General features: G+C 60.6%; 16 protein-coding genes. 3 read left to right on the top strand and 13 right to left on the bottom strand.

Features of this window, described 5'->3' with window-relative positions; all coding sequences use genetic code 11:
* The first annotated feature begins 135 nt into the window (after nucleotides 1-135).
* From Q0837_RS10740 to Q0837_RS10750, 3 genes are read left to right on the top strand one after another with little or no spacing between them, the layout of a single operon-like run.
* Nucleotides 136-1,056 carry a hydroxymethylglutaryl-CoA lyase gene (locus Q0837_RS10740; protein ID WP_298468696.1) on the top strand — a complete coding sequence of 307 codons (921 nt, stop codon included), beginning with the start codon at nucleotides 136-138 and terminating at the stop codon, nucleotides 1,054-1,056.
* Entirely contained in the window at nucleotides 1,053-2,234 is a 1,182-nt protein-coding gene (locus Q0837_RS10745; protein WP_298468698.1) for a CaiB/BaiF CoA-transferase family protein, read from the top strand. The genes Q0837_RS10740 and Q0837_RS10745 overlap by 4 nt, the downstream gene beginning before the upstream one ends.
* A complete protein-coding gene (locus Q0837_RS10750) occupies nucleotides 2,231-2,842 on the top strand; it encodes a VOC family protein (protein WP_298468701.1) in 612 nt (203 codons plus the stop codon). Before Q0837_RS10745 ends, Q0837_RS10750 begins: the two co-directional genes overlap by 4 nt.
* On the opposite strand, the gene Q0837_RS10755 is transcribed toward Q0837_RS10750, so the two are convergent.
* From Q0837_RS10755 to Q0837_RS10815, 13 genes are all read right to left on the bottom strand, one after another.
* Entirely contained in the window at nucleotides 2,839-3,636 is a 798-nt protein-coding gene (locus Q0837_RS10755; RefSeq protein ID WP_298468705.1) for an alpha/beta hydrolase, read from the bottom strand. The two genes, Q0837_RS10750 and Q0837_RS10755, sit on opposite strands and share 4 nt — an antisense overlap.
* The gene (locus tag Q0837_RS10760) at nucleotides 3,633-4,967 is read right to left on the bottom strand and encodes an MFS transporter (RefSeq protein WP_298468708.1); all 1,335 of its coding nucleotides are present in this window, start codon (nucleotides 4,965-4,967) and stop codon (nucleotides 3,633-3,635) included. Before Q0837_RS10760 ends, Q0837_RS10755 begins: the two co-directional genes overlap by 4 nt.
* A complete protein-coding gene (locus tag Q0837_RS10765) occupies nucleotides 4,964-5,425 on the bottom strand; it encodes a VOC family protein (RefSeq protein ID WP_298468711.1) in 462 nt (153 codons plus the stop codon). Before Q0837_RS10765 ends, Q0837_RS10760 begins: the two co-directional genes overlap by 4 nt.
* On the bottom strand, nucleotides 5,416-6,504 hold the full coding sequence (locus Q0837_RS10770) for an NADP-dependent oxidoreductase (RefSeq protein ID WP_298468714.1): 1,089 nt from the start codon (nucleotides 6,502-6,504) through the stop codon (nucleotides 5,416-5,418). Before Q0837_RS10770 ends, Q0837_RS10765 begins: the two co-directional genes overlap by 10 nt.
* Nucleotides 6,501-6,980 (bottom strand): VOC family protein, encoded by a 480-nt coding sequence (locus Q0837_RS10775; RefSeq protein ID WP_298468717.1) that lies wholly within the window; start codon nucleotides 6,978-6,980, stop codon nucleotides 6,501-6,503. The genes Q0837_RS10770 and Q0837_RS10775 overlap by 4 nt, the downstream gene beginning before the upstream one ends.
* Nucleotides 6,973-7,290, bottom strand: a complete 318-nt coding sequence (locus Q0837_RS10780) for a DUF1330 domain-containing protein (protein WP_298468719.1) — start codon at nucleotides 7,288-7,290, stop codon at nucleotides 6,973-6,975. The genes Q0837_RS10775 and Q0837_RS10780 overlap by 8 nt, the downstream gene beginning before the upstream one ends.
* Before the next feature lie 25 nt (nucleotides 7,291-7,315).
* Nucleotides 7,316-8,017: a chromophore lyase CpcT/CpeT gene (locus Q0837_RS10785; protein WP_298468722.1), complete on the bottom strand. Its 702-nt coding sequence runs from the start codon at nucleotides 8,015-8,017 to the stop codon at nucleotides 7,316-7,318.
* Nucleotides 8,017-9,177 carry a nitrilase-related carbon-nitrogen hydrolase gene (locus Q0837_RS10790; protein ID WP_298468726.1) on the bottom strand — a complete coding sequence of 387 codons (1,161 nt, stop codon included), beginning with the start codon at nucleotides 9,175-9,177 and terminating at the stop codon, nucleotides 8,017-8,019. Before Q0837_RS10790 ends, Q0837_RS10785 begins: the two co-directional genes overlap by 1 nt.
* Nucleotides 9,177-9,869: a hypothetical protein gene (locus tag Q0837_RS10795; protein WP_298468728.1), complete on the bottom strand. Its 693-nt coding sequence runs from the start codon at nucleotides 9,867-9,869 to the stop codon at nucleotides 9,177-9,179. Before Q0837_RS10795 ends, Q0837_RS10790 begins: the two co-directional genes overlap by 1 nt.
* Nucleotides 9,870-9,920: 51 nt before the next feature.
* Nucleotides 9,921-10,280: a hypothetical protein gene (locus Q0837_RS10800; protein WP_298468731.1), complete on the bottom strand. Its 360-nt coding sequence runs from the start codon at nucleotides 10,278-10,280 to the stop codon at nucleotides 9,921-9,923.
* Nucleotides 10,277-11,491 (bottom strand): class I SAM-dependent methyltransferase, encoded by a 1,215-nt coding sequence (locus Q0837_RS10805; RefSeq protein ID WP_298468733.1) that lies wholly within the window; start codon nucleotides 11,489-11,491, stop codon nucleotides 10,277-10,279. Before Q0837_RS10805 ends, Q0837_RS10800 begins: the two co-directional genes overlap by 4 nt.
* An 85-nt stretch (nucleotides 11,492-11,576) precedes the next feature.
* Complete coding sequence (locus Q0837_RS10810) at nucleotides 11,577-13,037, bottom strand: DASS family sodium-coupled anion symporter (RefSeq protein ID WP_298468738.1); 1,461 nt, start codon at nucleotides 13,035-13,037, stop codon at nucleotides 11,577-11,579.
* A gap of 107 nt (nucleotides 13,038-13,144) precedes the next feature.
* On the bottom strand, nucleotides 13,145-14,560 hold the full coding sequence (locus Q0837_RS10815; RefSeq protein WP_298468740.1) for a lyase family protein: 1,416 nt from the start codon (nucleotides 14,558-14,560) through the stop codon (nucleotides 13,145-13,147).
* Nucleotides 14,561-14,621: the final 61 nt, after the last annotated feature.

Consider the following 14,621-nt stretch of genomic DNA (forward strand, 5'->3'; position numbering starts at 1 on the left):
ATTTAAGTTGGACAAGTGTCAACTTCGGATTTCCGCATTTAGTCATTTGCTTTCATATGTTTGAGCCAGAGAGTTTCGAATGACACACTGTCAATTCTGTCAAGTTTGCCGAGCCTATCCGGAGGGGCTCACCCGATGACCGACATTCTCATTTCCGAAGTTGGCCCGCGCGATGGGCTGCAATCGATCGATCGGGTAATGCCGCTCGAAGCGAAGAAACGCTGGATCGCTGCCGAGGCGGCTGCGGGTGTGAAAGAGATCGAGGTCGGCAGCTTCGTTCCGCCCACACTGCTCCCGCAAATGGCCGATACGGCAGAGCTGGTTGCGTTTGCCAAGGGCATCGGCGGCCTCACAGTCGTCACTCTCGTGCCCAATGCCAAAGGCGCGCAATTCGCGGCCGATGCCGGGGTCGATGGAATGAGCATCCCGTTCTCGATGAGCGAGACGCATTCGATCAAGAATGTGCGCAAGGATCATCCTGCCATGATCGAAGAGATTAGAGCTGCCGCCGCTATCGCGAAAAATCACGGTATCCACTTCGCCGTGGGTCTCTCGACCGCTTTCGGCTGCACGATGGAAGGCGCTGTCGCCGAGGATCAGGTCGTCCGCCTCGCCGAACAAGCCGCCGAAGCAGGCGCGATGGAGTTCAGCCTGTCCGATACGACCGGCTATGCCGACCCGGCTCAGGTCCGTCGCCTCACCCGCAAAGTGAAAGCCGCCGTCGGAAGCGACATGCTCACCACCCTGCACCTTCACAACACGCGCGGGCTTGGTCTGGCCAATGTGGTCGCGGGACTTGAGGAAGGCATCACCACCTTCGATGCGTCTCTGGGCGGATTGGGCGGTTGCCCGTTCGCACCGGGTGCTTCAGGCAATCTGGTCACAGAAGACCTCGTGCTGATGCTCAATTCGATGGGCTACAAAACCGGGATCGACCTAGAGAAACTGCTCAAGGTGCGCTCAATCATCGAAGAGGCGCTGCCCGGCGAACCGCTCTATGGTTTTACGCCCGATGCAGGGCCAATGCTCGACTATGATCAGAGAGTCGCTGCATGAGCGCTCCCCAACCGCTAAAGGGCCTAACCGTCGTCGAATTCACCCACATGGTGATGGGGCCGACGGTCGGGCACATTCTGGCCGGATTGGGCGCGGAAATCGTGCGGGTCGAACCGATTGGCGGGGATCGAACACGGCGCTTGCTAGGGTCTGGCTCGGGCTATTTCCCGATGTACAATCGCGGAAAGCAGTCGATCTGTCTCGACCTGAAAAGCGAAGACGGCATCGGCGTCGCAAAGGACCTCATCGCCAAGGCCGACATCCTCGTCGAGAACTTCCGCCCCGGCGCACTCGACCGCCTTGGGCTGGATTATGAAAGCTGCTCGGCGAATAATCCCGGCCTGATCTATTGCTCAGAGAAGGGTTTCCTGCCCGGCCCCTATGAAAAGCGGACCGCGCTCGATGAAGTCGCGCAGATGATGGGCGGGCTTGCCTATATGACCGGCCCTCCTGGACAGCCGCTGCGCGCCGGGGCCAGCGTGATCGACGTCACCGGCGGCATGTTCGGCGTGATCGGCGTCCTCGCCGCGCTCGAAGAACGCCACCGTACCGGCAAAGGCCAGAAGGTCACTGCCAGTCTGTTTGAGACCACGATCTACCTCGTCGGTCAGCATATGGCGCAATACGCTGTCACTGGCACACCGGCCGCTCCGATGCCTGCGCGGGTATCGGCATGGGCGATTTACGACGTGTTCCAGACGAAGGACGAGCCGGTGTTCATCGGCGTCGTCACCGACGCCCTGTGGGAGAAGTTCTGCAAGCTGTTTGCTCTCGACGAGCTTTGGGCGGACGAGAGCCTGCGCGAGAACAACGCCCGCGTACTGGCACGCGAACAGATCATGCCGCAGATCCGCGAGCTGATCGCCGAATTCACCGCCGCAGAGGTTATCTCCAAGCTTGATGGCTCGGGGCTACCGTTCGCGCCCATCGGCAAGCCGCAGGACATGTTCGATGATCCGCATCTCAATCAAGGCGGGCTGGAAGATGTGACGCTCGACAATGGCACCGAAGTACGCCTGCCAACCATTCCGCTGGAGATGGACGGGAAGCGGATCGGATCGCCGCAACAACTGCCGACGCCGGGAGCCGATGCGCGAGGTGTGCTGTCATCGCTCGGATATGATGACGAGAGGATCAACGCCTTGATCGAACAGGGCGCCGTGGGGGAAGAGATATGAGAATTATCGGGATTGTATTGGCCACGGCGCTGATCGCAGGATGCGGCGGAGCGGCGACAACCGCTTCAACCGAAGACGAAGGTTCGTCGCAAACGGCCAATCGCGCCATGGAAGGCGTCGAGATCGAAGCGCGTCTTCCAACCGATGTGCGCCGCGTCTCCATCGTGGTGCGCGATATGGAGAAGAGCCTCGAATTTTATCGCGATGCGCTCGGAATGGAGATCAACTATGACACGGTGGTCGAGCTTTCGGGTGTGAACCTGCCGGTTGGCGAACCCGGCTCCAAGGCGCGGCTGATTCTGCTGAATGGCAACGATCCTTACATGGGCTGGGTCGGACTTTTGCACCCGTTCGAACCGCCTTTGGAAGGTGTCGATGAGCCGTATGCGACCCGGCTTGCGCCCGGCACCGCATTCATGGTGGTGAACACGGACGATGCCGAGAAGGCGTGTGAGGCCGCAGCCAAGATCGACGGCGTGACCATGACAGGTCCGACGCGGTTGCAGGTCTATCCTGGACGCGACGGAAGGCCCGACATCAATGTGCGCGGTTGCAACGTGTTCGACCCCAACGGCGTCGCGGTCGAGATCAACCAGCTGCTCGACTAGCTGGGCAGGTTGGTCAGAACCTCATCTGCAATGGGCTCGGCGGCTTCGTCGAGCACGGCACGGGTGATGTCGAGTCGTTCGATGAGCTTCGCAGCGGGAATAAGCGAAGCCGCGCGGCGCGATGGTTCGAGCAGCATGGATTGTGTGGCTATAATGGTTGTCGGTTGATCGACCTTCGCAAGGCGATCCTCGACCGGGTACGTGAAACCGGCGTGAAAACCGGCATTCATTGCCTCGCCATGGCGGAGATGCTCGACGAACATCTCGAAGCTACGAGTCATGCCCTGGCTTTCGACCCGGCGAGTAATGCCGCGCTCCCACGCCGGTTCAAGGCTCGCTATATCGGTTGTGAATCCCGGCGGCGCTGAGCTCTCAGCAAGGTGCGCATGGCGAGTGGCTTCGTCGAACGCAGGTACATCGATCAGCACGAGTGAGCGCACTCGGTCAGGAGCAAGAATTGAGAGTTCGCACGCTACCAGACACCCGGTGTGAAACCCGAAGAGATCGACCGGGCGGTCAGGTGGCAAATTGTCGGTAACGCTGAACATCGCCTCGGCGTAGTCCCGGATGCTAGCATCGGCGCGGTGCGGATCTGAGCCACCATGGCCCGGAAAGTCCGGTGCAATCACCCGCCGCTCCTTGGCCAGCAAGGGCATGATAGCGGTAAACGCGAGCCCGCTGAACGGCGCAGGGTGCAGGCAGACAAGATCAGGCGTTTCCCCCCTCTCCCCGCACGCCCGCCAATGCACCTGCCCGAAAGGCCCGTTCGAATAGCCTTTCGTGATTGCGTTCATCCTGCCGAACCTTCCATCCGCTCCACTTGTTGCAGATAGCGTTTCCGCGTCATCGGCATCATCACGAGCGGGATGATGGCGAAGATGAACGGCACCGCCGCCACTGCAAGTCGCAACTCGTCCTCGCCAAATACTTGGCTCGACAGCTCACCGACCACGATTGGCCCGAGCGATCCGAACCAGCTGATCGCCAGATAGTAGAGCGCCACGATCTGCCCTCTGATCTGCGCCGGCGTGATACCGAGTAGAGCGGTCACTCCGATGGCCGAGACTATGCCGATCCCGACCGTGTTCACGCACAGAACGGCGAAAGCGGTCCAAGCATCGGGCATGAACATCGGCAAGGCAGCCGTCGGCACCATGATGAAGAACCCGATATACATCAGCCGCAACGCCGCATCGGGAACCCCTTTCGAAGTCCAGCGATCAGAGATGGTCCCCATCAACATCATGTTTAGCGGACCGATCACCAGCAGCGCGATGCCATTGACAGTCGCGTAGGTCTGCGGGGACCAGCCCCATGTCCGCTCGAACACGGGGGCGAGGAAGCCCTGACTGTAGGCGATCGCGGTCATGCAGCACACCACCATCACGAATCCGAAATAGAGCGCGAAATTATCGATGATGTACTTGAACGCATCGCCGATCCCGTTGCCGCCAATTACCTCTTGGCTGGCCTGAGTCGGTCGCCTCGCCGGTTCGCGGATGAACAGGAACAGAGCAGCGAAGAACAGGCCCGGCAGGCCGACGACGATCAGCGTGAAGCGCCATGGTTCAAGCTCGCCGAAGAATGGCAGGCTCTGGTTTCCGCTCGCTGCAGTCCATGCAATCACCGCGCCGGACAATAGCGAAGCCAATCCTGCGCCGATAGGCAGTGCGCTCGAATAGAAGGCGATCGGTTTACCCCGCTTCTCGGGCGGAAAGCTGTCGCCGATCATCGAGAATGTCGCGGGGCTGAGCGTCGCCTCGCCCACGCCTACGCCCATCCGTGCCGTGAAGAGCTGGAAGAAGTTTTTGGCTGTTCCGGTCGCGACTGTCGCAGCCGACCACAAGGCCATGCCGATGGCGACGATCCACGTCCTTCGCCCACGATCGATCAGCCAGCCCATGAAGATGCCGACAAACCCGTAAACCCAGGTGAAGGCTGAAAGCAGCCAGCCAATTGCACGGTCAGACAGGCCGAACTCGGCCTTGATCGGCTCGATCAGCAGACCCAGGATATAGCGATCGACGAAGCTAAAAATGTAAGCGAGCGTCAGCAGGACGACGAGCGTCCACCCAGCTATCGCACTCGGATACGGCTTGTCCGCTTCGGGTGCCGGATCGCTCACGCCGTGCCTTCCGGGAAACTGTAGATCACGATCAGATTGTCATCGAAATCGACGATCCCGATCTCGCGTCCGACCCGGCCATCAGGTGTCTTGAGGACCTCTTCTTCGTAGACGGTCAGGCCCAATTCGCGCGCACCTGCCATCACCGCATCCGGGTCATGCGTCTCTAGCACGATAGCGCTACGGCGCGGATGCGGGATCGGAGCAAGGTCGACATTGCCGATCTCGGTCAGCGCCATCACTCGGCGCTGGTTCGGCAGGTTGAGCGTTACGAAACCGAGCTGCGCCTCATCGGGGATGTCGAAGACGGGCCGAGAATAGCTGTCTGGATTGTCGCCCAGCCGATATTCGATCTCGAACCCCAGCACGCCTTCATAGAAGGTCAGCGCACGGTCAAGATCGGCGACGATGAAATTGGCGCGCTGAAAACGCACAGGGGCTTGTTCACTCACAGCCATTCTTCGGGTTCTCCACGGACAGAGCAGCATTGGACGCCGACATTGGCGCCGTAATAGAGGTTGGCTAGCGCGCGCGGCATCGCAGCGAAGCCCTCTTCGATGTCCTGCACCGGCTTCAATCGGCCATCGTCGATCCACCCGGCAATTTCGTCCATCACCTGACCCCAGCGATCCAGGTGATTGTAGACGAAGAAGCCGCGCATCACGCTGTCGGTGGCGCGCAAGCGGGTGTAGTTGGAGAGCTTGAACGGGACGTCGCGCGTGTATTCGCTGATCGAACCGCACAGCACGATCCGCGAATGCATGCGCAGCCGCTCAAGGCAAGCTTCGAGCGTCTCACCGCCGACATTGTCGAAATAGAGATCGATCCCGTCGGGCCGCAGTTCGTCGAGCATCGCCTCGATATCGTCGGCCTTGTAGTCAATCGCGGCAGTGCAGCCATGCTCACCGATGAAGGCGCATTTCTCCGGACCGCCTGCCATGCCGACCACATCGCAGCCGACCACATTGGCGGCCATCTGGCTGACCATCGATCCAACCCCGCCCGCCGCTCCGGAAAGGACCATGCGGTCGCCTTCTCGCGGATCACCACAGGCGAACAAGCCCGCATGGGCGGACAGGCCAGTCATTCCCAGCACGCCCGCGCCAAGCGCAGCTGGCAGGCCATTCTTGGGCATGCGGAAGAACTTCTCTTGGGGCGTCATTCGGCTGACTTTGTAGGTCTGCCAGCCCACCTGCCCCTGTACCACCTCGCCTTCGCGCCAGTCGGGATGCCGCGACTTCACAATCTGGGCGACTCCGCGCCCATGGATCACATCACCGGGGCCGAGCATCGCATCGCCAGTGCGTGCGGTGCCCTGCATATAAAACCGCATGACCGGCGCGAGGCCGAGATAATGCGTGCGCAGCAGCATCTCACCTTCGCGCGGTTCGGGAATGTCGCTCGCATGCCACTCGAAATCATCCGGGCGGACATTGCCTTCGGGCCGCCGCGCGATGCGCCACTGGTAGTTGGCGTCATCGTCGATGGCATGGCTCGCATGCGTATCGAAGGCAGCAAGAGCGGCTGGCGCCCTCACCCGTCGTGGACCCGAACCACCTGATTCACCTCGAAGAAATTGCCATCGAGATCCCAGAAACTCGCGCCGATCATGTCCTTCTGGCGGCCATCAGCGCCGGTCACTGTCCAATCGAGCGGCTCGGCATGGATGCGCGATCCCGCCGCCCGCGCCCTCTCAACCGCGCCTTTGGTGTCTTTTGAAGCGACGACGAAAATCGGTGTGCCAAAGGGTATCTCGGTTGGCAGTTCCGCGGGAATATCCTCCCGAACCGGATCGACCCATTGCAGCAGGCCGATCATTCCGATCTCGTCATGTTCGGCTTTCATGATGATCAGCCGGGTCTGGTCACCCTTTTTGCCTGCAGCCAGTTGATTGCCCGACAGAGTGAACGGCGTGTCCATCCAGCGGGTCATGCCGAGCACATCCTCGTACCAGCACGCCGCCTTCTCCGCATCGCGAACCATCACCGTGGTGCGCTTAATTGCATCAACCATTCAGCGCCTCCGCGATGCTGGGCGCTTCGATCAGCAACACCTGACAATCGGCAATGTCGGCGCGCAGCTTCTTGGCTTCGCCATATTCGGGGCTGTTCCAGAACGTTTTGGCGGCGGCTTTGTCCGGCCATTCGGAAATCACCATGGAAGCGCCATCGCCGAAGTCGCCCTCAAGCAATTCTGCACCCGGCCCGCGCAGGATGTAGCGGCCACCGAACTTCGCAACCAACGCACCAGCGGTGGCGCCATAACCTTGAATGAAGGCATCGCGATCGGCGATCTTGGCGGTGACGATCATATACGCAGGCATCGTGCGGATTCCTTTGCTGAAATTGTCATTTGGAGCGCTCCGACAAGGCACTGGCTTCGCGCTCGCACCTCTGCGACTGACAGCGCAGCAATGTGATGTATTCGCCGGGTTTTGAGCCCCAGACCGGCTTCATGTCCGCGTCAAATCCGCGCTCGGAGGTGCCGAATACATCGTCGCGATAGAAACCGTCTGCACCAATGCGGATGGTGGTTTGGCGCCTTTCGGAGAATATCTCACAACGGTGCGGATCGACTTTCCCGCGCCAGACACCGTCTGCGTCTCTGGACCAAACCTGCTCGCAGCCCTCACCCAGCACGGGCTTCATGTCGGTCATGGCAAGACCTGCGAACGTCTGCGGGCGCGCCCAACCATCGACAAAGCGGCTGGCATCAACGGGTTCGAAGCTGCGCTGGATCACGCTTTCGCCATCGCTCGCAAGGTCCAGCCGATGAAACCGCTGACGATAAACTTTCTGCTCGGTCCCCGTATTCAACTGGCTGTAGAACCAGATTCCCGTCTCGCCAGCGACACTCACGGCGACCCTGCGGTCGATGATCGTCAGTTCGAGATTGTCTGGCGAGGTCGCGAAATCACCCAACATCAACTGGCTGAGTTGGCGCAGGCCCGCGTCTTCCGTCGTGCTTGCGACATCGGCCTGCGCGGCAGTCGGCTGGCCGATGAGTAGCACCCCAGACAGCGCGATGAAAAAGGCAGACCGCGCACGCATCACCGCGACCTCCGCCAGCGGGTCTTTTCGCGCAGATAGCGCCCCGCATCCTTGGTATCGGTCGGCTGGTAGTCAGCGAGCAGGTTCGGACCGTAGGGGCTGCGGTACTGCTCGAAAATCGGCATCACGAGCTCGCTGTGCACAATCGGTTGGCGATGGCGCGCGCGGAAGTTGCCGATGGGGATGCGCCCGTAGATGAGCGTCTCGTCGTCGGTCGCGGACCGCTCGAAAAACTCCCCGTCCGGCCCGACAATTCCGGCATATCCGGGGTTCGAGTCCGCCAAATAATATTGGTTCTCCGGCGAAGCGGAGTTGTTGGCGATGGTCGAATAGACGCGATTGTACATCGACACCGCGCGGATATCGGTTTCGTTGTAGTTGCCCGTCGCGGTGCGCAGCATGATCTCTGCGCCCTTCATTGCCGCCGCGCGGAACAGCTCCGGCTCCAATTGTGAGGAACTGGTGTAGAGATTGCCGATCGGCGTCTGGATCACCGGAATGACGGAATCCCAGCCGTAGCGCTCAACATATTCGTCCAGCACGTCGTAGATCGTGGTGGTGAAAAGCTCGCGGCCACCGGGGAAGAACCCTTTGAGATTGCGGGCCTTCCAATCTTTCGCGATGATCTCGCCCTTGTCGTTGAGGATTGTGGTGATCGAAAGCAGCCGCGTCGGCCAGTCGGGATCGCGAACATAGGAGCCAAAGCTGATATAGCAGCCATATTCGCGCGCCTTTGCCCCAAGCATCTCGCTCTCTTCACCTGGCAGTTCGATGGCGATCTTGCGTGCATCGTTGAGATCCCAAACGTGACGATAGCCGGTGATCGGAAACTCGTGGAAAGCAACCAGATCCTTCGATCCGGAAAAGCCGTTCGCGATATCGATCACGTCGCACATATGCTGCACATTGGCGCGGCGGGTTTGGGCGATACTCCCCAGCTCGACCGGCACCACGCGGGTCTGCGCGACGGCTATCGAGATGGTGTCTTTCCTGAGCGGGATGGTCGCGTAAGACCCGTCGGATCGCATCTGCACCGGATCGCCCGGCTTGCCTATCGCCGCCGCAGCGGGCGAGGCAAACATGGTCCAATCCAGGGTCGTCGCAGCAGCGGCTCCGGCTCCTGCGCTCAACAGCGCGCGGCGGCCGATTCCCTCCGCCATCAGAACGGCTTCACCGCGCCAAGGAAGCAGACCGAGGCGATGGTGATCCAGTAGATGTATGCGGCGAAGCGAGCCATGCGTATCTCGCTAGCCAGAGCAGCCTCCTGCTCGGTGTTTGGCCCCATGGCGAGGATGCGGAACCGCTCGGTCCAGCGACGCATAACGAGCCGCAGGAACAGGCCAATGCAAAGCGCGAAAGCGTACAGCCCCATCTTCGCCGGATACCAATTGTTGCCCTCGCCCGAGGTAATCGGACCGCTGCCACCAAAGGCCATGAACGAAACAATCAGCAGCGCCGCGATCAGCGGGTAACGCAGCAGTTCCTCGGCGCGGGTAACCTTGATCCCGATATCGGTCTCGCGCTTGATGAAGGCAGTCCAGGTCATCGCCAGCCACACGGCAAAGAACAGCCACATCCACCACACGCCCATGCCATCGAGCAGCGGAACAAAGCCATAGATCTTACCCATATGCAGGCCAAGCGGCAGCAGCAGAACGATCCCGGTGCGCGCGAGAATATCGATGCGATAGGCGGTTTCCATGTGCCGCTTGCGCTCGTCGAGCGAGAGCGCGGGATTGGTCACGTGATAGCTGGTCTGGAACACGCCCCATTCGCCGCCCAGCCAGTAGACCATCGCCAATATGTGAACCCAGCGTAGAATGCTGAGCTCGTTCAGTATCAAGAAGTCCATGATCCCTCCCCAAAGCGCGCTCCCACACGCACTCCGTTCAATCGCAAGTGGTTATTCGCGCGATAGCCTGTCGACCACATCCATGATCGGCGGATCATCCGCTTCCATCGCTTCAACCTGTTGCTGGAACCCACGCATGATGCGCGAGACATAGGCCTGTGTCGCAAGGCCGCGCTCTTCACCTGCTTTCCGGTCCGGTTCGTAGGCCTCGATATCTTCGCGCCTCACCACGCCGTTAGTATCGAGCAGTCGCTCAACTGTGTCCTGCCGCTCACGCAACGCCGAAACTTCAGCAGCCAGAGCGAAGACGGTTGAGTAGAGGCGGTCGAGCGCGGGGTCTTCAAAGTACTCGGGGCGCTTGCCTTTGGCCCGGCGGCCTGATGCCGCGACCCAATCAAAGTCGTCGCTCATGCCGCGACAGCCTGTTCGGAGGGTTTCCATGCGCCATAGGCATTCCAGATTGCTGCTCGGCCGAAGTCTTCCTCGCCATCATCCGGAGACGGAGGGAAAATCTCGGGATCAACTACCGCGCGCACGCCCGCGACAAACTGACTGTCACGCGGAAAGCCGGCATCCGCCATCACCTGCTTGAGATCCTGACCGTGCATCGCTGTCCAGAACGGTTCGTTGTTGTTGAACGCGTCCCAGTCACGCATGAACTGTTCGAACAACGGCATGTCGTCCGAGTATTGCGGCTGTTCTATATGCAGGATCAATCCGCCCGGCGCGAGAACGCGGTTCGCCTCGGACAGGATATTCGGCATCGCCTTCGATGAAAGCTCGTGCAGGAACATCGTCGTCTGGACCCAATCGAAACTGCCATCGGCCCAGCGGGACAGGTCTTCACCGGAAGCCTGCACAAATTTGATGTTTTTCACGCCCATCGCCGCTGCGCGCGCCGCCGCATAACGCAAAGAAGCGGCCGCCGTGTCGATCGCGATGACCTCTGCCTCAGGATAGGCCTGCGCGATCGGCACGGCGTTATGGCCGACGGTGCAGCCAATATCGAGAATGCGCTTGGGGTTCCAATCAGGGCGCTCAGTCTTGGCCCATTCGACGACAGCCTGACCGCCGCCATCATTGAGCCCGCCGAGTGCACCGCCAGTGGTGGCGAACAGACCAACGTCGTAATTGGCTCCGACCGTCACGTCGTCGGGCCGTTCCTCACTGTGATAGCCGCCGGGCTGGCAGTGAATATCGACAGCCGTTTGATAATGCGGTTGCTCAACCGACGGATCAAGTTCGAGCAGGCCGGAATGCTCGTTGAACTGCTTGGCCATTGCATCGAGTTCGTCAAGCTGACGCAGCACCGCTTGCCGACCATTGTGCTGGCGCATCTCCATCGAATTACGCTTCAGCGCCGACCAGATACGGTGCCAGTCGGTCTTGTTCATCGCATCGCGGACTTCGTAACGATGCTCGGGATCGCGGCCATGCTCAGCGCGGAACGTTGGCAGCGCTTCTTTATCATAGGCTAGCTTGTTGCCTGCCCCGATCGCGCCTGAAAGATAGCGGTTGAAGTGTGTGAGGAAATTGAACCGTGCCGCTTCATCGTGATTGGTGCGCGGCATCATCGGATGGCGTGTCAGCGCGGTGTACGGAGGGGGAAGATCAGTTGCCATGTCGCTGCCTCAAAATTTGTCCGGACAAATCTGCCGGGCATTCCGGTTCGTGTCAATCGGAATAAGGCTACCCGGCGCGAGTTCTTCAACGAAATTTGAGGTCGAGCGCCATTGCGCCGAAGAAATAGATCGCAAGCGTGATCAGCCCAACGCCGATCAGATTGAGCACCAGTCCCCCGCGCGCCATCTGCGCAATCGTGACTGCGCCGGTGCTAAACACGATGGCGTTTGGAGGCGTTCCAACCGGCAACATAAATGCGCACGTCGCTGCAAAAGCAGCAGGGACCAAAAGCGCCATCGGGTCCATGCCGATTCCCAGCGCCACTCCGCCCAGCACCGGAATGAACGTCGCGGCAGTCGCTGTGTTGCTCGTCACTTCGGTCAGGAAAAGCACGATTGCGACCACGCAGGCGATGATCAGGATGACCGGCAGCGCTTCCAGCCCGGCTACCTGCTGACCGAACCAGTCATCAAGGCCGGTCGCCGCGACAGCTCCGGCCAGACTCAAGCCTCCGCCAAACAGCAGCAGCACGCCCCATGGCAGGCCGTTTTCCGCATCCTTCCATTCGAGCACCATCTCGCGCCGCCCATTGCCCGGGATCAGGAACAGAGCCAGTCCAGCGCCGATGGCAATCGCGGTGTCATTGAGCTTGCCAAGCCAAGGCGCGGCTGAGGCAATGGCAGGCAATTCCGAAAGCAGGCCCGGCACGATCCACAAAAACGCCGCGCCGCCGAACACGAACGCAACCACCTTTTCGCCTTGGCTCATTGGGCCAAGCCCGCTGATCTCGCTTTCGATCAGCTCTTCTCCGCCGGGTATCTCTGAAAGTTCGAACCGGTACAGCAGGCGGGTCATCAGCACCCAACCAATCAGTATGAATGTCGCGGCCAGCGGTACGCCCAGCATCATCCAGTCGAAGAAGCCGATATCGATGCCAAGCTCGTCGCTCGCATAGCCAGCGATGATAGCATTGGGCGGGCTGCCGAGCAGCGTGCCAAGGCCGCCCATGCTCGCCGACCAGGCAATCGCCAAGACCAAACAGGTGCCGAATTGCGCAATGTCGGGGTCCCCGGGTTGCGTGGTGGCCTGCGCCATGTCGCCCGCCATTCCCTTGCCGGAAACGAGCGCCAAGACCGAGAAGCCGATTGGCAGCATCATCAGGGTAGTCGCCGTGTTCGAAACCCACATCGAAAGGAACCCGGTCGCGATCATCATGCCCAGAACGATACGCTGCGGCGAGACCCCGACACGTCGCAAAGTCAGGAGTGCGATACGGCGATGCAGGTTCCATTTCTCCATCGCAATCGCGATCAGGAATCCACCGAGAAACAAGAACACGATTGGGCTTGCATATGACCCAGTCGTCTCGCCGACCGTGCGCTCTGTCAGCGGCGGTATCAGCACGATCGGCAGCAGGCTTGTGACGGCGAGCGGGATCGCCTCTGTCATCCACCACACAGCCATCAAGGCAGCAATGGCCGCGACAAAGCGCGCATCGCCCGGCATCTCTGCCGAACCGAGCAGCGCATAGACCGCGGATGCCAAGGCCAGCCCGCCGAGCCGAAATGCCCAAGTCGCGCCTGCTGAGCGCTGACCCGGTCCGCCTGGTGCACCGTGATTTTGGAACTCGCCTTGCTGAGGGATGGGCGAAGCTATGGTTGCGCTCCCTCGAGCTTCGCCTCGGCAATGGTGCTTTCGACCTGCTCGATTGCCGCTGGATCGATCGCGTCCGGATCGAGCAGCCGGGCAATGTCGTCATTGCCAAGATAACGCCTGGCTTGCGGGTTGGACCGCAGCGCCTCGGCAAAGCCCTGATCGGCGGCCAGCGCCTCGGCGATCACTTGCTTAACCAGCGCTTCGGCATCGGCGCGCGGCATGTGCTCGGCCAGCGCAAAGGCGACCCGCTGCGACATCGCAAAGCCGCGTGTGCGGTCAATGTTGGCGCGCATTTGCTCAGCCTCCACCTGCAACCCGTCCAGCAACGAATTGAGGTTGCGCAGCGCCCGCGCGGACTCGACCGAGATTTCCTCGATCACCGGGGTCAGGCGCGAAGTGTTATCACGCTCGAAGAAATTGACGACGTCATCCGCGAGGACCTCACCGAGCCGCGGGATCGTCCGACCAGCATGGATCAGGCGTTCGGGCACGCGCGGATTGCGCTTGTGCGGCATCGACGAGCTACCGACTGTGCCGCCTGGGAGGCTTTCGCTCAGCTCGCCGATATCAGTGCCTTGGAGCAGAAACACTTCTTGCCCAAAGCGCTGATGCGACTTGGCGATCATGCCTAGCACCAGCCCATATTCGGCGATGACATCGCGGGTGCCGTTCCAGTCGGCAGGATAGGGCGCATCGAAGCCCAACTCTTCAGCAAAGCTGCGTTCGACCAGGATCGCCTTGTCGCCCAGGCCCGAATAATTGCCGACTGCGCCTTTCAGGATTGCCGAGCGACGCACTCGCGCGCGCAGTTCCGCCAACCTGTCACGATGCCGCGCATACTCGCCGATCCACGTGCTTACCTTTTTGCCGAAAGTGATTGGTTGCGCGTGCTGCCCTAAAGTGCGCCCGATCATCGGCGTCGCCTTGTGATCGTCGGCAAGCCGCGACATCACCGCGATACTTTCGGCCATGCACCCGTCGATCTCAACGATAGCACTGTCGATCTGCATCATCGTCGCAGTGCCGTAAATATCGACCGTCGTGGCTCCGAAATGCACGTATTGATCTGCTTCATCGCCAAGCGATTCACGCCAGACATTGAGCAGCGCAACCATCCGATGGCGCACCTTCGCATATTCGACGTCAAACGCGGCTTGAGGCACGAGTGCAACGCGCGCCTTCTCCGAGATTTCGTCTGCGGCTGAGTGGGGGATCACACCATTCGCGGCCTGCGCACGGGCCATCGCCGCTTCTACATCCAAGACAGCCTGCGTGCGCGCTTTATAGGCGAACAAGTCATCGACGCTGGAAATCGAACAGGCATTGGCAGCCGAGGGAATGATCGCAATCGCTGCGATAGCAGCAAGCCTGAGCCGCTTTCCAGTCTGCTTGTTAAGTCCGGCCCCGCCCATCGTTCCATAGACCGCATTTATGGCGCGGACGTCAATCGCTCATGGCTCGCCCCAAACTATC

This window comes from uncultured Erythrobacter sp., from assembly GCF_947499705.1.
Classification (GTDB): domain Bacteria; phylum Pseudomonadota; class Alphaproteobacteria; order Sphingomonadales; family Sphingomonadaceae; genus Erythrobacter.